The sequence below is a fragment of the Streptomyces aculeolatus genome (genome assembly GCF_020400605.1).
GTDB classification, from domain to species: Bacteria; Actinomycetota; Actinomycetes; order Streptomycetales; family Streptomycetaceae; genus Streptomyces; species Streptomyces aculeolatus.
The window spans coordinates 172,110-189,629 of the sequence record NZ_JAINRD010000012.1 but is presented as its reverse complement, the minus strand read 5'-3'; the positions used below and the strand labels follow the sequence as shown (position 1 = coordinate 189,629).

The window sequence follows — 17,520 nt, the reverse complement described above, 5'->3', positions numbered from 1 at the left end:
CGTGCGCGCGCTGACCGCCGACGACCCCGGGACCGTCGGCGGCCACCGGCTGCTGGCCCGGCTCGGCGCCGGCGGCATGGGCGTCGTCTACCTGGCCAGGACGGCGGGCGGCACGCTGGTCGCGCTGAAGGTGATCCGCGCGGAGCACGCCGCCGACCCCGGCTTCCGCGCCCGCTTCCGCCGCGAGGTGACGGCTGCGGGCCGGCTGCGGGGCCGCTGGCTGGTGCCGGTCGTCGCCGCGGACGCCGAGGCCCGGGAGCCGTGGCTGGCCACGGAGTTCGTGCCGGGTCCGACGCTGACGGAGACGGTGGACGGGTACGGGCCGTGGCCGCAGCGCTCGGTCCTGCTGCTCGGCGCGTACCTGGCCGGGACCCTCGCGGACGTCCACGGCGCCGGGCTCGTGCACCGGGACGTCAAACCCGGCAACGTCCTGCTGGCGCTCGACGGCCCCCGGCTCATCGACTTCGGCATCGCCCGCGCGCCCGGGGCCACGGCGCTGACCGGCAGCGGCGCGGTGATCGGCACCCCGGGCTACCTCGCGCCGGAACAGGCGCGCACCGGCTCGGACGACGTGGGCCCGGCCGCGGACGTCTTCGCCCTCGGCTGCGTCCTGGCCTACGCGGCCTCGGCGCGGCGCCCCTTCGGCACGGGCAACCCGGCGGCGGTGGTCTACCGCACGGTCCACGAGGCCCCGGACCTGTCCGGGGTACCGGAGGGGGCGCTGCGGGGGTGGGTGGAGCGGTGCCTGCGCAAGCCGCCGGAGGAGCGCCCGACGGCGGAGGATCTGGCGGCGGCCCTGAGCACGGAGGCCCGGGAGGGGGGCGGTGCCCACGGTGCGGCGGACAGCGAGCCTGCGGCCGCCGAGGGCGGCGCGAGCGCCGGGCGCGGACCCGGAGACCGCCCCGGGGCGGGGCACCCGGTGCCGGACCAGGGCGAGGAGCCGCCCGGGCCGGCCGGTCCGGAGGCGGGCGGGGGGCCTGGAGCCGCCGGGCGGGACGCGGGATACCCCGCCGACACCGTGGTGGATCCCGCCGGTTGGCTGCCCGGGGCCGTGGTCCGGGTGGTGGCCGAGCGGTCCGCGCGGGCGCTCGACATCCCCGCCCCCGTCCGCGGCACCCCCGCCGACGGGGGCCCGCCGCCCGGGGCCACCAGCCGGCGGCGGTTCCTGGCCGCCGGGTCCGCGGTCGCGGGTATCGCCGGGGCCGGGCTCCTCGCGTACGGGCTCGGCCGCGGCGGCACCTCGGACGCGGCGGAGCCGGTACGCACCCTCGGGCTGCACGCCGACCTCAGCGGCCCCGGCAAGGACACCGGCCGCGCCCACGAGCGCGCCGCGCGGCTGGCCGTCGACCGGCACAACGCCCGCGAGAACACCGGCTTCCGCCTCGCCCTGGACGTCGCCGACGACGGCGGCACCCGGGACGGCGCCCTGCGCGTCGCCCGGCGGTTCGTGGACGACGCCGCCGTACGGGCCGTCCTCGGGCCCACCACCGCCGCCGGTGCCCGCGCCGCCGCGGGCGTCTACCGCACCGCCCGGCTCGGCGCCGTGCTCGTCGGCGTCGACGGCACCGGCGTCCCGCGGCCCGACGCGGACACGCTCGCCGTCACCCGGGCCCCCGAGGAGCTGCTGCCCGCGGCGTTCCTCCGCTACCTGACCGACGTCCGCCCCGTGGTGCGCACCGCCGTCGTCCGCGACGAGGGCGACGCGGCCTGGCAGTTCGCCCGGGCCCTGGCCGACAACCCGCCGGGCGGCGGCACCGTCACCGTCCACGACACGAAGCGCGGCATCGACGCCGCCGTCGGCTCCGCGCTCGGCGAGCGCGCCGGGGCGGTCCTCTACGCCGGCGGGTCCCCGGACCGCGCCGCCCGGTGCGCCCGCGCCCTGACCGCCGCGGACTTCACCGGTGTCCGCGGAGGCACCTGGCAGACGCTGGGGCCCGCTTTCCTCGCGGCGGCCGGTGCCACCGCGGCCGAAGGCTGGCTGTGCGCCGCCCCGTTCACCGACCCCGCCGCGGCGCCGGACTTCGCCGCCGCCTACCGGGCCGCGTACGACGCGCCGCCGCCGCGCTGGGCGCCCGAGGCGTACGACGCGGTGGGTCTGGTCGCGGCGGCGATCGCCCGGCTGGCGAAGACCGCGGGCGGCGGCACCGCCGACCGCGGGGCCCTCGCGGAGGAGCTGGTCCGGGAGGCGTACCGCGGCGTGGCCAAGGACCTGCGCTTCGCACAGGACGCCACGCACCGACTGGAGCTGCCCGGATCCCTCTTCCTCTACCGGGCCCGCGACGGCGCGTTCGCCTTCCTCGGCCCGTACGACGAGGTGCGGCGGGCCTGAAACGCCCGCCGCACCCGCGGCGTCCGCCGCCCCCGGCGACCCCCGCCGCCCCCGGGGCCCTCCGTCTTCCGGGGTCCTACGGCTTCCGGCCCACCGCCGCGTACTGGGACACCTCCGCGTCCAGCGCCGCCGCCTCGGCGTCGGTCAGCGGGTCCCCGTCCGGCTTCCAGCGGTGCGGCGCGACCAGGCCGGGAGTGACCAGCTCCAGTCCCGCGAAGAAAGGCTCTATCGACCCCTTCGCGCGGGTGGTCAGCGGGATGCCCTGCCCGTGGTAGATCTCCTGTACGTACCCGATGTGTTCGGGGTCGAAGTCGGCCGTGCCGTGGGACAGGGCCAGGAAGCTGCCCGGGGCCAGCGGCTTGAGCAGCGTCTCCATGATCTCGTGGGGGGTGTCGCGGTCCGGGATGAAGTGGAAGAGCGCGTTGCAGGAGAGCGCGATCGGCCGGTCGAGGTCCAGGGTGCCCCGTAACTCGGCGGCCTCCAGGATCGTGTGCGGCGCGGTGACGTCCGCGTGCAGGTAGGAGGTGCGGCCCTGCGGCGTGCTCGTCATGAGGGCTTCGGCGTAGCGCAGCACGAGCGGGTCGTTGTCGGTGTAGACGACCCGCGCGGCCGGGTTGGCGTCCTGCGCGACCTGGTGGAGGTTCGGTTCCGTGGGTATGCCGGTGCCGATGTCGAGGAACTGGTCGATACCTGCCTCGGCGGCCAGCCAGTGCGTCGCGCGCCGCATGAACGCGCGGTTGACGCGGGCGGCGGTACGGGCCTGGGGCCAGACGGAGAGCACCTGCCGCGCGGCGGTGTGGTCCACCTCGTAGTTGTCGTGCCCGCCCAGGATGTAGTCGTAGATGCGGGCGGGGTGTGCCCGGGTCTGGTCGACGTGGGGGGTGGCGGGGGTCTCGTCGGTCACCTGGTCAGTCCGTTTCGGTCGTGCCGGCGCCCGGCGGTGGGGGCGGCGGCGTACGGGACGCGCGTGGGGGCGGCGGCCGGGGACCCGCTCAGGAGAGCAGGAAGTCCGCGTCCCCGTTCTTGATGCCCGCGATGAACGCCCGCATCTCCTCGGCGGTGTAGATCAGCGCCGGGCCGTCGTCGGCGGTGGACTGGCGCAGCGCCACGCGGCCGTCGGCGAGTCGTTTCGCCTCGACGCAGGCGTCGCCGTTGGGGCCGCTCCACGGCTTGTCCCAGCCGTCCGGGCCCAGCTCGCGCGCGGGCATGCCGTTGTACACCTGCCCTCCGGCCGCCGCGCCGGTGTGCTGGGCGTCGTTCGCACCGTGCGTGTGCGTCATCTTCATACTTCCTTCCGGATGTTGGTGATGATGTCCTCGGTCCGATGTGCCGGCGGCGCCTGGGTGGATATCCGGTTGAGGGCCTCCAGGCACTGGGAGACCAGCGCGGTGTCCTCCACGTAGGCGGGGCCGGTCAGGCTCTCGCTGTAGCCGAAGTCGCCCAGCTCCGGGGCCGGGAAGCGCAGCAGGTGCAGCGGCCCGTACATGGCCGGGTGCGGACCGGTGTCGAACGGGAGCACCTGGAGGGTGACGTTCGGCATCCGGGCGGCCTCCACCAGCCGGTCGAGCTGCGCGCGCATCGTCCGCGGTCCGCCCACGGTGCGGCGCAGGGCCCCCTCGTCGACGATGGCCCACAGCCGCAGCGGCTTCGGCTCGCGTATGAGCAGTTGTTGTCGCTGCATGCGCAGGGTGACGCGGCGCTCGCGCTCCTCGGGGGCGAGCGGCAGGGTGCCCGCGGCCATCAGGGCGCAGGCGTAGTCCTCGGTCTGCAGCAGCCCGGGCACGCAGTGGGGTTCGTACGCGCGGACGAGGCTGGCGGCCGACTCCAGGCTCACGTACAGGCCGAACTGCTCCGGCAGCACGTCGCGGAACCGGTGCCACCACCCGGGCTTGTTGGCCTCCTCGGCGAGGGCGAGGAAGGACTCGATGTCCGGCTCCGGCAGCCCGTAGGTGCGCAGCAGCTTCTCCACGGAGGCGTACTTGAGGCCGACTTCGGCCTTCTCCATGCGCCGGACGCTGGTCGCGTTGACACGCAGCGCCCTGGCGGCCTGTTCGGGCGTGAACCCGGCGCTCTCGCGCAGGTTCTGCAGGCGGCGGCCCAGCACGATCTGGCCGGCCGTGGGGGCCGACTGGCCGGATATGGCCGCCGTGCCCGCCTCGGCGCCTGCTCGCGCCATGGGTTCGCACCTCCCGGGGCAACTCGGGGCGTCGTTCGTTGAGTTTGCCGGTGCGCAGTGTGCCACGCCCGTGGGATCGCTCGCAGCGCTATGCATTCCCGAATGTGCAGACTGCAAAACGACGCTTGCGATCCGTGACCGGCGCACGCATAGTTGGCCTGTGACGCCGTTCACACGGCAGCCGCCTTCCCACCTGCGAAGCTCCGGGGCGGTCGGTGCCGTGACCCCCCTCGACGGACGTACGGAAGGCACCCGGCCCATGGCCCCCTCATCCCACAGCGCGCTCGGCACCACGGCGGACTTCGACGCCGCGGCGCACGGCGAGAGCTTCGAACTCGTGGCGCGGGCCGCCGCGGCGGCCGAGGCGCGCGCGCACGTCAGGCGGCTGCTCGGCCGCTGGCGGTTATGCGACGACGTGTGCGCCACGGCGCAGTTGGTGATCTCCGAGCTGGTGACCAACGCCGTGCTGCACGCGAGCGGCGGCAGGATCGTCTGCCGGCTGGCGTTGCGCGCGCCGGGCGTGCGGCTGGAGGTACGGGACCAGGGCGGGTCGTACGCGGTCCCGATCCGCACGGTCGCCGGGCCGGAGGACGAGTGCGGGCGCGGGCTGGGGCTGGTGGCGGCGCTGAGCGAGGCGTGGGGGGCGGAGCCGTCGGGGCCGGGGTTCGCGGTGTGGGCGACGATCGGGGTGCCGCGGCCGCCCGCGCGGGGTTGACCCCCCGCCGCTACTCCTCCGCCGGCAGCAGCGGGTTCCCGTTCACCGCGACGAAGTCGCGGGCCGCCGCGGCGAAGGCGCGGATGCGGTTGGTCTCCCCGGCGGTGCGCCAGATCAGCCGCCACTCGTACGGCAGCCCGTCGGTCATCGGCACGTACACGACGTCGGGGCGCGCGTCGTACAGGCTCGCGTGCTTGGGCACGGGGAAGACGCCGCGGCCGGCGCCGATGAGCGCGAGCATCTCCTGGATCGTCGAGAAGCCGTCGCCGCGCTCGATGGGCCGGCCCGCGGGGGTCGCCACCGGGACGGTGAGCGCGTCGAGTTCGTCGGTGAGCCCGCGGGGGCGCAGCACCTTGTCGCGCGCCAGGTCCTCCAGCGAGACCGCGTCGCGGCGCGCGAAGGGGTGCCGGGCGGAGACGGCCAGCACCGCGGGCTCGCTGAACAGCACCGGGCCCGAGGACAGGTCCGGGGCGAAGTCCGGGATCGCGAGCAGCAGGACGTCCACGGCGTCGCCGCCGAGCAGCCCGGCCACGTCGGCGTAGCTCGTCTCAATCAGCTCCACCCGGCAGTCGGGGTGCCGGATGCGGAACTCCTCGGAGACCTCCAGCACGAACCGCGCGACGGCCGTGCCCAGGAACCCGACCCGCAGCACCCCCTCCACGCCGCGCCCCGCGGCCACGGCGCGCGCGAAGCCGTCGAGGAGCTGCCGGTAGGCGGGCTGCACGTCCTCGTAGAGGCGGCTGCCGATGGGCGTCAGCGCCACCCGCCGGCTGGACCGGTCGAACAGCGGTGCCCCGACGGCGCGCTCCAGCTTCTTCACCGACTTGCTCACCATCGCGACCGACACGTGCAGCCGCTCGGCGGTGCGGCCGAAATGCAGCTCCTCGGCCAGGGCGAGGAACGTCTCGATCTCGCGCCGCTCCACGGCGCCCCCTTCCGGCTGCGGTCACTGTCACCCCTGGTCAGAGGGGTGATACGGGGATCGTTAACCCCCGGTAAACGATACTTGCCCGGTTGCTCGTTGTTGTCGATTCCTTTTCGGCGGAGGGTCGTGGTGTGGCGGAAAACGAACCGCCGCCACCGCTTACCGCATCCGGGGAGGACTCCATGAACCGCCACGACCTGACCCTCGTACTGGGCGGCACCGGGAAGACCGGCAGCCGGCTCGTCCAGCTGCTGACCGGCCGCGACCTGCCGGTCCGCATCGGCTCGCGCTCCGGCGGCGTCCCGTTCGACTGGGAGGACCGCGCGACCTGGGGGCCCGCACTCGACGGCGTCCGGTCGGTCTACATCTCGTACTACCCGGACCTCGCCGTCCCCGGTGCGCCGGAGACCGTCGGCGCGTTCGCCGAGCTTGCGGTGGCGAAGGGCGCGCGGCGCCTGGTGCTGCTGTCGGGGCGCGGCGAGGAGGAGGCCGTGGCGACGGAGAAGGCGGTGGCGGCGACGGGCGCGGACCTGACCGTGCTGCGGGCCGCGTGGTTCGCGCAGAACTTCAGCGAGAGCTACCTGCTCGACCCGGTCCTGGGCGGCGAGGTGGCGCTGCCCGCCCGCGACGTCCGCGAGCCCTTCGTGGACGCCGGGGACCTCGCCGAGGCCGCGGCGGCCGTCCTCACGGAGGACGGGCACGTGGGCCGCACCTACGAGCTGACCGGCCCCCGGCTGCTCACCTTCGCCGAGGCCGTCGCCGCGATCGCCGCGGCGGCCGGGCGTGAGGTGCGTTACGTCCCGGTCCCGCTGGCCGGCTTCACGGCGGGACTGGCGGCGGAAGGGGTCCCGCAGGGGGTCACCGACCTGCTGACGTACCTCTTCACGAGCGTCCTCGACGGCCGCAACGAGTACGTCGACGACGGCGTCCGGCAGATCCTCGGCCGCCCCGCCCGCGACTTCGCCGACTACGCCCGCGACACCGCCGCCACGGGCGTGTGGAACCCCAAGGACGCCTCATGAAACACCTGCAGACAGGCGCCCTGCTCGCCTCCGTCCTCGGCACCGGACTCATGGCCGGCCTCTTCGCGGCCTTCGCGTACGCGGTCATGCCGGGCCTGGGCCGGTCCTCGGACCGCACCCTCGTCGACGCGATGCAGGGCATCAACAAAGCCATCATCAACCCCGTGTTCATGCTCCCGTTCATGGGCTCGATCCCGCTGCTGGGCCTGGCCGTCGTGCTGGCCTGGCGCGGCCAGGGCCGCGAGGCGCTGCCGTGGCTGATCGCGGCGCTGGTGCTGTACGTCGTCGCGTTCGGCGTCACCGTCGCCGGGAACGTCCCGCTCAACGACCAGCTCGACCAGGCCGGCGACCCGGACCGGATCAAGGACCTGGCCGCGGTCCGGGCGGACTTCGAGGACAAGTGGGTGGCGTGGAACGTCGTACGGGCGGTGCTGCACACGGTCGCGTTCGGCCTGGCGGCGTACGCGCTGATCGTGTACGGGGCGCACCGGCTCGCCGACGACGCCGACGCGTCGCGGGGCTCGCGGCCGGCGCCGGTCACGCAGGGCGCGGCGCAGGGCGCGGCGGGGTGGCAGCAGCCGCAGGCGCCCGTGGGCCCGGGCCCGCGGTGGCAGCCGCAGCCGCCCCAGGGAGCGCCGCAGGCGCAGCCGGGGCCGCGGTGGGAGTACCGGGCGGCACCCGCGACGTCCCCGCCGGTCGCGCGCCGCTGACGTGACGGCCCCGCGGCCCGCCGCCCCCGGAACGGGGGCGGCGGGCGGCGCCGTTCCGCATGCACCGCGTGCGGGCGGTGCCGGGTCGTGTCCGCCTAGCCAGGCGGTGGTAACCGCCGCCGGAGTCGACGAGCAGCGGGTCAAGGACGTGACAGGTCTGCAAGTTCCGCAGCTCAGGACGGCGTATGTGCTTGCGCGGGACGATTATCCGGCGCTCGGACCGATGGAGCGGTGGGTGCGGCGCGGTACGGGCCTGGAAGCCCAGCGCTTCACTGTGGCAAGCGCGTAGTCACGGTCGGCTGCGGGCAGGTCGTCGAAGCTGACGTTGTGGCTGGCGTGGGGGCCCAGAGGGTGCGGGCGTCACGCCCGCCGGGGTGGAATGGTTCGGCGGCGAAGGGGTCCTGGGCGCCGTTGACGAAGAGCAGGCGGGTGCCGTGCCTGCGGACCCAGTGGTCGATGTCGGGCATGGCCGTGGCGTCGAAGGGCAGGGGGATGCCACGGGGGACGAAGCTGCGCGGACGCATGGCATCCGGGTAGCGTGCCAGGTCGGACAGGTGGTGGGTGGGTGCCTCCCAGTAGCCGAGCTGGGTGCCGAGTTGGTAGAAGTACGGGATGTAGTGCGTTGCCACGGCGTCCGCGTAGACGGGCAGTTGAGCGGTGTCGTGCAGCCAGGTGTAGATCGCGTTCGTGGAGGCGGCGGGCGTGGGGATGGCGGCGGGTGTCTTCGCGCCGTCGTACTGCCAGAACATGAACGGAGCGCGCAGGACGGCGATCTCGAGGGCCTTCTCGGCGCTGCCGATGATGTGGAACGAGTCGCCGGTGGAAGCGGCCCATTCCTCGTAGCGTGCGACCAGTTCCGTACGGCGCAGCAGGGCTTCGCGCTGGACCTGCTCCAGGGCGGCGCGGGTCTCGGCGGTGCCGACGTGGGCGAGGAAGTGCACGTAGGCGGAGTCGTCGCGGTCGTCGACGTTGTTCGGAGCGGAGTAGGCCACGGTGCCGTCGACGTCGTGCGGGTGGAAGCGGCGGTGGTAGACACTCGCCATGCCGCCTTTGCTGCCGCCGGTGGAGATCCACGCAGCGGGGTAGAGCCTGCGGAAGAGACGGACGACGCGGTGGTGGTCGTCGGCAGCCTGACGGATGGTCAGGTGGGCGTAGTCGGCAGTCGGTGGGCGTGAGACACCGAAGTAGCGGTGTTCGACCTGAAGCTGGTTTCCGCTGAGTACGGTGGCGGGTTCGGTACGGCGAGTCGTGAGCACTGCCCCGTACCCGGTGGTGTACAGGACCATCGGACGGTCGGTGGCGGTGTGCAGCAGGGTGAGCCGCTGCTCGAAGGCGCCGGCCGTACGGTCGGAGTGGTCGACCGGCTGGCGCAGTCCCAGGACGAAGAAGCGGTCTCCCGGCTCGGCGCCCGGTAGTTCCTCGATCACGCGCAGCCCGGGAAGCGCCCGAAGAGCGTCCGCAATGCCGTCGCCCTTCAGCCTGCGGCTTCGCCGGCGGCCCTCCGCTGCCGCGTACGTCGGTGCGGTGGCGGCCGTGGCGGCCAGGCCCGCCGCCCCCGTGGCCAGCAACAGATGCCGTCTCGTCCAGGCACGCATGGTGATCAGCCTCCCGTACGTTGGCCGGTCTGTCCGCATGACGCCGACCGCATGTCCAGTACAGCCGCCTCGCGCCTTCCGAAGCTCCCCCCAGCGGGGGAGCTTCTCCCCCGCATAGGGGAGATACCCCGGCCAGACTTCGCTGTCTGGGCCTGGCGGGACCCCCGGTTCGAGGCTGTCGCTCAGCAAACCGGGATGCGGTGCGAGCCAGGCCGGCCCGGGGCCGCCGCGTCTCCACCATTCGCTCTGGGTGGTGCCGGGCTCGGCGCGGAGGAGTTCGCCAAGGACGGACAGCGGACACAAGTACTAGCAGGATTTCGCGGTTTGGCCCGGGGGACGGCCTGGCGTAGTCGGTGCCAGCGTGACCAGTTCACCGCATGGAGATGCGGGAGACAGGCTCGGGTGTGAGAGCTGCCAGGCGCCTCTGGCCCGCACCCGCGACGCCGGCTTTCCCGCCCCGTACGGGAGTCCGCCCGTCCGCCGGTCGCGGCCGGTCACTGTTCGTGGTGACAAGGCGTCAATCGCCGGGTGATACTCGAAGAGGTCGAGTGCACGCCAGGGGAGGCCCAGTGAGTCGCGAGCTGCACACGTTCGACGCAGCTCTGGAGCGAGTCACACACGACATCACGCGCATCGGCAACCTCCTGCGGGACACCGACCGCTACCTGCGCGGCAGATACTCCGCGACCTCCTCCGCCGGCGGGTGGCGGCAGTTCCTCCAGGAGGACGGCGCGCCGAGCGCCGCCGGCACGTCGTGCAGCGTCACGGCTCTGGTGGCCATGGGGGTCGCCCGTACCGACACGCAGCTCAAAGGCGCCACCGAGTTCCTGATGGCCGACGCCTGCGCCGACGGGGGCTGGTCGAAGCCCAGGCACTCGGGTCAGTTCAGCCTCACGCTGACGACCTGCATGTCCCTCCTCGCCCTGGCCGACATGGAGGTCCCGGCCGGGCATCCCGCCTTCTCCGGCGGCCTCGCCTGGCTGACGAACGCGCAGAACCCCGACGGCGGCTGGGGCGGCATCGCCCGGGACGGCCTGAGCGACACGACCTCCACGGCCTACGCCATCCGGGTGCTGACGGCCGACGCCGAGGTCGAGTCCCGGGCCCGCGCGCAGATCGACGCGGGGGTGGACTGGCTGACACGCGGCCGGAGCGACACCGGCGGCTGGGGCGTCCGCGGCGACGAGCCGCCGAGCCTCGCCCACACGAGCCACGCCGTGGAAGCCCTGCTGGCGGCGGGCAGGCCGCGCGAGTCGTTACGGAGCGCGCGGGAGTGGATGGTCCGCGAACTCGGTACGAGCCCCCTGATGCCCTGGGTCGAGCACTACAACTTCCCCGACGACTACGGCGAGAGCGTCGCTGCGACCATGCGCTCGGAACGGCTCAGGTGGACCCATCTCCCCGCGGAGCGGTCCCTCATCGCGCTCATGAAGCTGGGCCACGACCCGCGCCACGAGATCGTCGGACCGCTGGTCGAGGACATCGTCCGCCGCCACCAGGGCGCCTACTGGCAGGTCCAGTCGATGCCCGGCACGGCGCCGTCCTGGGCCGTGGTGGAGGCCGTGCGGGCACTGGACGTCTACCGGAAGGCGCTGGAGACGACCGGTTACACGTCGGTGTTCCGGGAGATCGCCGACGTCCTCGTCGAGCGGATGAGCGCGACGGACTCCGAGAACGTGACGCTGCGGGCCGACGTGGCGGTACTCGAAGAGCGGGTGGCGGCGCTCGAGACCGCCCGGGAGACCCGGTCCCGGATCGCCCTCGCGCTCCGGCGGGTCAGGGCGTTCTGCACGTCCCCCGCCACGCTCGCCACCCTCGTGATCGCCACCACCGCCGCCCTCGTCGTCCTCTACCTCCAGGTGTGGAGCCCGGAGGCGGAGGAGGGCGACAGGATGATCGGTGTCTCCACGATCATCGTCCCCGCCCTGGCGCTGCTGGAGATGGTGCGCAGGAGGGGGGCTCCGTAGTGCAGCGCAGTTCGTACCGGGAGGAGTCCGACCCGAGGCTCCGCGTCTACCCCTCGGCAGAAGCGGACCGGCTGAAGCGCAGGCTGGTCGAGGAGTCCCCCGCCCCGCACGCGGCGGTGACACTCCTCCAGCAGATCGGGAGCGTGCTGTTCGCCGCGCTCGCGAAGGAGTTCGCCCCGTCGGGCAGGAGCCTCACCCCGATCCTGGTGCTGCGCGGCGGGCTGGTTCTCTGGCAGCCCTGGGCGCGGCACTTCGGGCCCGGCCGGACCGGGCTGATGGCGCCCGCGCGGGCGAGTCACGACGCCGTGCCGGCGATCTCCTACGCGTCGGTCCCGGTCGGCTCGCCCCCGCAGCGCGGGTACGCGCTGGTGGACACGCTCATCGCCTCGGGCAGGACGGTGCAGGCGTGCGCCGCCGCCCTGGCCGAGCGGCTGGGGGACGACGCCGGCGAGATCGAGATCGTCGCGCCGTTCGTCGCGGACCGCGGCCGGGAATTCCTGCTGTCGGCGATTCCGGCCGCACGCATTCACTGCATCTGGCACGACGAACAGGTGACTTCCGACGGCCGGATGGTCGGCCCCGGATTCGACGTGGGGGAATACGCCATGGGAAACACCGGTCCCTCGTTGCTGTGGACGTGAGTGATGGGGCGCGCCATTTCGTACTTCCCCGCCCGGCGGCGCGGACTCATGAGATGGGAGAGTCTCAAAGCACCCGCCACGGCCGAGCTGATCCGCCGCCATCTGCCCGGCGGCGGGGCCACGGCGCTGGACGTCGGGTGCGGCTCCTCGGCGGTCGCCGCGGAACTGGCGGACGATTTCGCGCTCGTCGTCGGAACGGACCTGGCCGCCGCCGCGATCGAGCTGTCGGGGAGACGCAGGCGGGCCGACGGGAGGCTCGACGGCCACCCCACGGTCCTGGCGGACGCCGAGCGACTCCCGTTCGCCGACGCCGCGTTCGACGTCGTGTACAGCTACGGCACGCTGCACCACACCCGCCTGGCGGCGTCGCTGACCGAGGTGTCACGGGTGCTCGCGGACGGCGGCGTGGCCGTGCTCGTCGACTTCTGCCGGGAATCCCCGGGCCGCCGCAGCGTGCCGCGGCACATCGTCGATGCGCTCACCGCGCTGCCCGGCTACGCCAGGAGATCCGACCTTCGCACCGCTGTTTCGATCACGCTCCACCGGCTGGGCCCGACCTGGCTGCGGCATGTCAGGCGGGACCGCTTCCTGTCGGAGCGGGAATTCACCGAGCAGTACGAAAGGGCTTTGCCAGGTGCAGTATTCTACACAAGCCGCGGCCGCGTCGTCGCAGTCTGGAAGAAGGTCGGGAATGTCCACCGATAGAGCAGGAATCCAGTGAATCCGGAGACCGGTTCGCCCGGGATCGAGCGGCCACGGGTGGTGGTCGGTTCACGCAACGCCGCGAAACTGTCTGCCGTTCAGGACGCGTTCACGCTCTCCTTCGGAGACGTCTCGGTCGAGGGAATCGACGTCGACGGCACGAAGGACCAGCCGACGACTGATCAGGAAACCCTGGAGGGCGCTGAGTTCCGCGCCCGCGCCGCCCGCGCGGCGCGGGCCGACGCGACGTTCTGGGTCGGCATCGAGGGCGGTGTCGAAGAGGTCGCCGGGCGCCTCATGGTCAATGCCTGGGTCGTGATCTCCGACGCCACCGGAACGGGCCGGAGCCGCAGCGCCACCTTCGAACTGCCGGAATCGGTGGCCACCACCGTCCATTCCGGAGCCACTCTCGGCGGCGTCACGTCCCGCGTCGTCGACCAGGGCGACTGGCGGGAGCTGGGCATCCTGTCCCACCTGTCCAACGGCCTGATGACACGCGGCTCCTTCTACATGCAGCCGGTGACCCTCGCCCTGCTGCGCTTCCTGCCGCCCGCCGCCGAGGCACCGGCCGAGCTGAGGTACGAGAAGGGGCGGCATGCCTGACGCGGGCGTGCTGGTGGTCGGCGACGCCATGCTCGACGTCGTCGCCGTCTCCGAGACCGTCGCGGAGATCAGCGTCGCGGCGCTCGACTACGCGGACGCCGCCATCGGGATGCGGGCGGGGGGCACGGGCGTGAACCTGGCCCTCGAAGCCGCCAGGACGGGCTGCACGCCCGTGCACCTCGTGTGCAGCCTCGGCCACGACACCGCGGACCGCTCGGCAGACCTGGCCGCCCGGACCGTGCTCGGGGAACTCGAACGCGCCGGCATCGCCGTGACCGTCAACCCCGCCGCCGGCAGGCCGACGGGGACCGCCGTCATCGGCTACGTCGCCGACGGCAGCCGCATCATGTTCGGCGCCCCCGGAGCCAACGAGGAGCCCTGGTCGGACGGGACGGCCGCCCGCGCCCGCGGCGCCCTCGCATCGGTCCGGGTGCTGCTCGTCTCGGGCTGGATGCTCTTCAGGCCGTCGACCCGCGACGACGTGCGGCGGCTCGTACGCGACGCCGCGCGCCTCGGCGTGCCGGTCGTCCTCGACGTCGTCCCGCACGCGGTCCACAAGGCGGTCTCACCGGAGGAGTTCGCCCGGCTCGCCGCGGACGTCGACTACGTGTCGGGCAGCATGCACACCCTCGCCGGACTCCTCCCGCGCCGCCCGGCCCACGACCACCCCAAGCCGGTCGTCGAAGCCCTGCTCGAAAGCTTCGCCGGCGCCCTGACGTACGACGACACGGGCGCGTTCCACCTCGCGGACCGTTCGGGGCTCAGCCGCTCGGGGGACATCCCCCGCCCGGACCGGACCGCGTCCCTGCGCGGAGCAACGGACCGCTTCCTCGTCTCGGCCCTGGGGGACTGGGTGCCCGGGCTCTGACCGCCCCCCGGCGACGAGCGCCGTGGTGGCCACCGCCTCCGTCGTGCCAGACGCCGCGCCGCAGACGCGAGATCGAAGACAGACCCTACGGGCCGGGAGGCCCGGCGGTGCCGGCGGCGGCGATGCGGGCCGCGATGCGGTCGACGTCGGCGCGTTCCGCGGGCGGCAGTGGGCGGATCCGGGCCGCCTCGGCGAGGAGCCGGGCCGCGTCGTCGGCGTCGCCCGCCAGCGCCGCGGCGCCGGCCAGCCCCTCGGTCGCCAGCGCCACGGCCCGCGGGTCCGCCGCGGCGCGGGCCAGCGCGAGGCTCTCGGTGTGGCGGGCGCGGGCCCGGGCCCCGTCGCCGCGCTGCTCGGCGACGAAGCCGAGTTCGGCGAGGACGTAGGCGAGACCCGAGCGGTAGCCGTCGGCGCGGTGGGCGTCCTCGGCGGCGCGGAGATGCTCCTCGGCGGCGTCGAGCCGGCCCTGTCTGCGGGCGGAGGTCCCGAGGCCGACGCGGGCGTGGACGACGCCGTGGTGGAAGCCCCGCTCGCCGGCGACGTGCAGGGCCCGCTCGTAGTGGGCGTCGGCGCGGGCGTACTCCCCGGCGAGCGCGGCGAGCCGGCCGAGCTGGGAGAACTCCTCCACCACGACGGGCCACAGCTCCAGCGCCTCCGCGGCGGCGAGCCCCTCCCGGTGCAGCCGGCCGGCGCGCTCGTAGTCGCCGCCGACCTCCGCGAGCACGCCGAGCAGCCGCAGCGCGTGCGCCTGCCCCCAGCGGTCGCCGGCCTCCCGGAAGAGCGCCAGCGCGTCGCCGCCCTCGCGGCGGGCCCGGTCCGGATCGCCGAGGCGCAGCGACTCCCAGCCGAGCACGCCGAGCGCGGCGGCGGTCCCCCAGCGGTCCCCGAGCCGCCGGAAGTCGGTGAGCGCGCGGTCCACCTCCCGTACGGCGGCGGGCAGGTCCCCGCCGTCGGCACGGGCGAAGCCGAGCAGCCACCGCTGCCGCGGCGTGCCCGCAGGAGGCACCGCGCCGGGAGACCCGCCGCCGGGCATGCGCTCCCACGCTTCGAGCGCGGCCCGCCAGACGAGGGCCCCGGTGCGGCCGTCGGCGCCCGCGGGCGTGCGGTCGGCCGGCGCCGGGCGGTCCTGGCCGGGTCCGTGCCCGCGGACGCGCGCGTCGCCGGACCCCGCGGGTGCGGGGGCCGGCTCCGCCGCCGGCCGCGTCGCGCCCGCCGTACTCGGGCTCCCCGACGGCGGCCCGACCTCCCCGCCGGGGCCGCCGGGCGGCTCCGCCGCCCGGAGCGCGTCGCCGAAGGCGCGGTGGGCCTCCCGGTACCTGCCCCGCAGGAACCAGTACCAGCCCAGCGCCCCGCACAGGCGCAGCGCCGCCTCGCCCTCGCCGCGCTCCAGGCAACCCGCCAGCGCCGCCCGCAGGTTCGGCGTCTCCGCGTCCAGGCGGCGCAGCCACTCCTGCTGTCCCGGGCCGCGCAGGCGGTCGTCCGCCTGCTCCGCGAGGTGCGTGAAGTGCCGGGCGTGCCGGACCGCGTACGCGCCCGACTCGGCCGCCTCCGCCAGCCGCTCCCGGGCGTACGCCGCCACGCTCTCCAGCAGTCCGAACCGGCCCGCCGCCCCGTCCACCGCGATCAGCGAGCGGTCCGCCAGCGCCGCCACCGTCCCCGCCACGTCCCCGCGCGCCACCCCCGGCCCCGCGGCGACCTCCTCCGCCGTCGCCAGGTCGAACCCGCCCGCGCACACCGACAGCCGCCGCAGCACCGCCCGTTCGCCGTCGTCCAGCAGCTCCCAGCTCCAGTCGAACGCCGCCCGCAGCGTGCGCGCGCCCGCGCCGAGGAGGCGGAACCGGTCGTCGAGCCGGGCGGCGACCTCGCGCAGGCCGAGCGTGCGCACGCGCGCCGCCGCCAGCTCGATCGCCAGCGGCAGCCCGTCCAGGCGCCGGCAGACCGCGGCGATCTCCGCGTCGCTCCCGGCGAACCCGGGTACGGCGTCCGCGACCCGCTCGCGGAAGAGCCGCACCGCCGCCGCCTCCGGCAGCGGCGCGACGGGCCACTGCCGTTCGCCGGGCACGGCCAGCGGCTCGCGCCCGGTGGCCAGGATCCGCAGCCCCGGCGCGGCGCCCAGCAGCGCCACCACCAGCCGGGCCGCCGGTACGGCGAGGTGCTCGACGGTGTCGAGGACGAGCAGCAGCCGCCGGGTGCCGAGCGCGCGGCCCAGGTCGCCCCGTACGCCGAGGGCCGCCGCGATCCGCTCCGCGAGGACGGCGGACTCCCGCCGGGCCCCGGCGGCGTCGACACCGGCCAGCTCCACCACCCGCGCGCCGTCCGCCGCGGCGGCGACCTCCAGCGCCAGCCGCGTCTTGCCGACCCCGGCGGGGCCGGTGAGCGTGACGAGCCGGTGCGTGCGGAGCAGCGCCCGGACCTCGGCGACGGCGTCGTCCCGCCCGACGAGGGCGGTCAGCCCGGCGTACGGCACGGGACCGGCGTACGGCACGGAGTCGGTGGACGGCACCGGCCCGGCGTGCGGGGCACGCCCCCGCCCCGGCGCCAGCGCCGGGTCCTGCCGCAGGACCGCCTCGTGGACCGCCGCAAGCTCCCGACCCGGGTCCACCCCCAACTCCTCCGCCAGCCGGTCCCTGATCTCCCGGTACGCCGCCAGCGCCTCCGCCTGCCGGCCGTCGAGGTACAGCCCGCGGATCCGTACCGCGTGCAGCCGTTCGCGCAGCGGATGCGCCGCCAGCATCGCCGACAACTCCTCCGCCAGCGCCCCGTGCGCGCCCCGCCCGACGTGCTCCTCCGCCAGCCCTTCGAACGCCGTGACCCGCCGCTCCTCCAGCCGCTCCGCCGCCGCCCGCGCGAACGGCGCCTCCGCGAAGCCCGCGAACGCCGGCCCCCGCCACAGCGCCAGCGCCTCCGCGTGCCGCCCCGCCGCCGCCAGCTCCGTGAACCGCGCCGCGTCCACCTGCTCCGGCTCCGCCCGCAGCCGGTAGCCGTGCGGGGCCCGCTCCACCAGCGCCCGGCCGCCCGGCTCCGCCTGCTCCAGCGCGCGGCGCAGCTGGGCGACCTTCGACTGGAGCGCCCCCGTGGCCCCCGCGGGCGGTGTGCCCTCCCACAGGTCCTCGATCAGCGTCCGCGCCGGCACGGCCCGGCCGTGGTGCACCAGCAGGTCCGCCAGCAGCGCGCGCACCTTGGCGCCCGGCACGGCGACGTCCCGCCCCGTGTCGGTCCGGACGGCGAGCGGTCCCAGCACACCGAAGCGCATCCGGTGATCGTAAGCGG

General features: G+C 75.1%; 15 protein-coding genes. 9 read left to right on the top strand and 6 right to left on the bottom strand.

The genetic code is table 11. The features are described from left to right. Nucleotide 1: 1 nt before the first annotated feature. Nucleotides 2-2,329 carry a bifunctional serine/threonine-protein kinase/ABC transporter substrate-binding protein gene (locus LG396_RS21195; protein ID WP_225795946.1) on the top strand — a complete coding sequence of 776 codons (2,328 nt, stop codon included), beginning with the start codon at nt 2-4 and terminating at the stop codon, nt 2,327-2,329. Between the two features lie 76 nt (nt 2,330-2,405). Here LG396_RS21195 and LG396_RS21190 read toward each other — a convergent pair whose 3' ends face one another. The 3 genes from LG396_RS21190 to LG396_RS21180 all read right to left on the bottom strand — a co-directional run bounded on the left by LG396_RS21190 (nt 2,406) and on the right by LG396_RS21180 (nt 4,505). Beyond that, nucleotides 2,406-3,233, bottom strand: a complete 828-nt coding sequence (locus LG396_RS21190; protein WP_225795945.1) for an SAM-dependent methyltransferase — start codon at nt 3,231-3,233, stop codon at nt 2,406-2,408. An 88-nt stretch (nt 3,234-3,321) separates the two neighbouring features. Beyond that, nucleotides 3,322-3,615 carry a DUF397 domain-containing protein gene (locus LG396_RS21185; RefSeq protein ID WP_225795944.1) on the bottom strand — a complete coding sequence of 98 codons (294 nt, stop codon included), beginning with the start codon at nt 3,613-3,615 and terminating at the stop codon, nt 3,322-3,324. After that, the gene (locus LG396_RS21180; protein WP_100298874.1) at nt 3,612-4,505 is read right to left on the bottom strand and encodes a Sco1979 family transcriptional regulator; all 894 of its coding nucleotides are present in this window, start codon (nt 4,503-4,505) and stop codon (nt 3,612-3,614) included. Before LG396_RS21180 ends, LG396_RS21185 begins: the two co-directional genes overlap by 4 nt. Before the next feature lie 259 nt (nt 4,506-4,764). On the opposite strand from LG396_RS21180, the gene LG396_RS21175 reads away from it, so the two are divergent. Then, nucleotides 4,765-5,220 carry an ATP-binding protein gene (locus tag LG396_RS21175; protein ID WP_037751774.1) on the top strand — a complete coding sequence of 152 codons (456 nt, stop codon included), beginning with the start codon at nt 4,765-4,767 and terminating at the stop codon, nt 5,218-5,220. A gap of 10 nt (nt 5,221-5,230) precedes the next feature. Here LG396_RS21175 and LG396_RS21170 read toward each other — a convergent pair whose 3' ends face one another. Next, entirely contained in the window at nt 5,231-6,145 is a 915-nt protein-coding gene (locus LG396_RS21170) for a LysR family transcriptional regulator (RefSeq protein WP_037751771.1), read from the bottom strand. A gap of 182 nt (nt 6,146-6,327) precedes the next feature. Here LG396_RS21170 and LG396_RS21165 point away from each other — a divergent pair, with 182 nt between their 5' ends. After that, on the top strand, nt 6,328-7,167 hold the full coding sequence (locus tag LG396_RS21165) for a Rossmann-fold NAD(P)-binding domain-containing protein (RefSeq protein ID WP_225795943.1): 840 nt from the start codon (nt 6,328-6,330) through the stop codon (nt 7,165-7,167). Next, a complete protein-coding gene (locus LG396_RS21160; RefSeq protein ID WP_225795942.1) occupies nt 7,164-7,877 on the top strand; it encodes an anthrone oxygenase family protein in 714 nt (237 codons plus the stop codon). The genes LG396_RS21165 and LG396_RS21160 overlap by 4 nt, the downstream gene beginning before the upstream one ends. Nucleotides 7,878-8,146: 269 nt before the next feature. Here LG396_RS21160 and LG396_RS21155 read toward each other — a convergent pair whose 3' ends face one another. Next, on the bottom strand, nt 8,147-9,472 hold the full coding sequence (locus LG396_RS21155) for a S28 family serine protease (RefSeq protein WP_225795941.1): 1,326 nt from the start codon (nt 9,470-9,472) through the stop codon (nt 8,147-8,149). Between the two features lie 569 nt (nt 9,473-10,041). On the opposite strand from LG396_RS21155, the gene LG396_RS21150 reads away from it, so the two are divergent. From LG396_RS21150 to LG396_RS21130, 5 genes are read left to right on the top strand one after another with little or no spacing between them, the layout of a single operon-like run. Then, nucleotides 10,042-11,439, top strand: coding sequence for a prenyltransferase/squalene oxidase repeat-containing protein (locus LG396_RS21150; protein WP_225795940.1), 1,398 nt, complete (start codon nt 10,042-10,044; stop codon nt 11,437-11,439). Beyond that, nucleotides 11,439-12,080, top strand: coding sequence for a phosphoribosyltransferase (locus LG396_RS21145; protein WP_225795939.1), 642 nt, complete (start codon nt 11,439-11,441; stop codon nt 12,078-12,080). The genes LG396_RS21150 and LG396_RS21145 overlap by 1 nt, the downstream gene beginning before the upstream one ends. A 48-nt stretch (nt 12,081-12,128) precedes the next feature. After that, nucleotides 12,129-12,785, top strand: coding sequence for a class I SAM-dependent methyltransferase (locus LG396_RS21140; protein ID WP_225795938.1), 657 nt, complete (start codon nt 12,129-12,131; stop codon nt 12,783-12,785). A gap of 12 nt (nt 12,786-12,797) precedes the next feature. Continuing rightward, nucleotides 12,798-13,385, top strand: a complete 588-nt coding sequence (locus tag LG396_RS21135; protein WP_037751751.1) for a DUF84 family protein — start codon at nt 12,798-12,800, stop codon at nt 13,383-13,385. After that, nucleotides 13,378-14,253 carry a carbohydrate kinase family protein gene (locus LG396_RS21130; protein ID WP_225795937.1) on the top strand — a complete coding sequence of 292 codons (876 nt, stop codon included), beginning with the start codon at nt 13,378-13,380 and terminating at the stop codon, nt 14,251-14,253. The genes LG396_RS21135 and LG396_RS21130 overlap by 8 nt, the downstream gene beginning before the upstream one ends. Nucleotides 14,254-14,338: 85 nt before the next feature. On the opposite strand, the gene LG396_RS21125 is transcribed toward LG396_RS21130, so the two are convergent. Further along, nucleotides 14,339-17,503 (bottom strand): AfsR/SARP family transcriptional regulator, encoded by a 3,165-nt coding sequence (locus LG396_RS21125; protein ID WP_225795936.1) that lies wholly within the window; start codon nt 17,501-17,503, stop codon nt 14,339-14,341. Nucleotides 17,504-17,520 lie beyond the last annotated feature (17 nt).

Bases quoted from the DNA above. Each gene is read 5' to 3' on its own strand.
- LG396_RS21180 (WP_100298874.1), bottom strand. From the start codon at position 4,505: ATGGCGCGAGCAGGCGCCGAGGCGGGCACGGCGGCCATATCCGGCCAG.
- LG396_RS21140 (WP_225795938.1), top strand. From the start codon at position 12,129: ATGAGATGGGAGAGTCTCAAAGCACCCGCCACGGCCGAGCTGATCCGC.
- LG396_RS21165 (WP_225795943.1), top strand. From the start codon at position 6,328: ATGAACCGCCACGACCTGACCCTCGTACTGGGCGGCACCGGGAAGACC.
- LG396_RS21155 (WP_225795941.1), bottom strand. From the start codon at position 9,472: ATGCGTGCCTGGACGAGACGGCATCTGTTGCTGGCCACGGGGGCGGCG.
- LG396_RS21130 (WP_225795937.1), top strand. From the start codon at position 13,378: ATGCCTGACGCGGGCGTGCTGGTGGTCGGCGACGCCATGCTCGACGTC.
- LG396_RS21185 (WP_225795944.1), bottom strand. From the start codon at position 3,615: ATGAAGATGACGCACACGCACGGTGCGAACGACGCCCAGCACACCGGC.
- LG396_RS21160 (WP_225795942.1), top strand. From the start codon at position 7,164: ATGAAACACCTGCAGACAGGCGCCCTGCTCGCCTCCGTCCTCGGCACC.
- LG396_RS21175 (WP_037751774.1), top strand. From the start codon at position 4,765: ATGGCCCCCTCATCCCACAGCGCGCTCGGCACCACGGCGGACTTCGAC.
- LG396_RS21125 (WP_225795936.1), bottom strand. From the start codon at position 17,503: ATGCGCTTCGGTGTGCTGGGACCGCTCGCCGTCCGGACCGACACGGGG.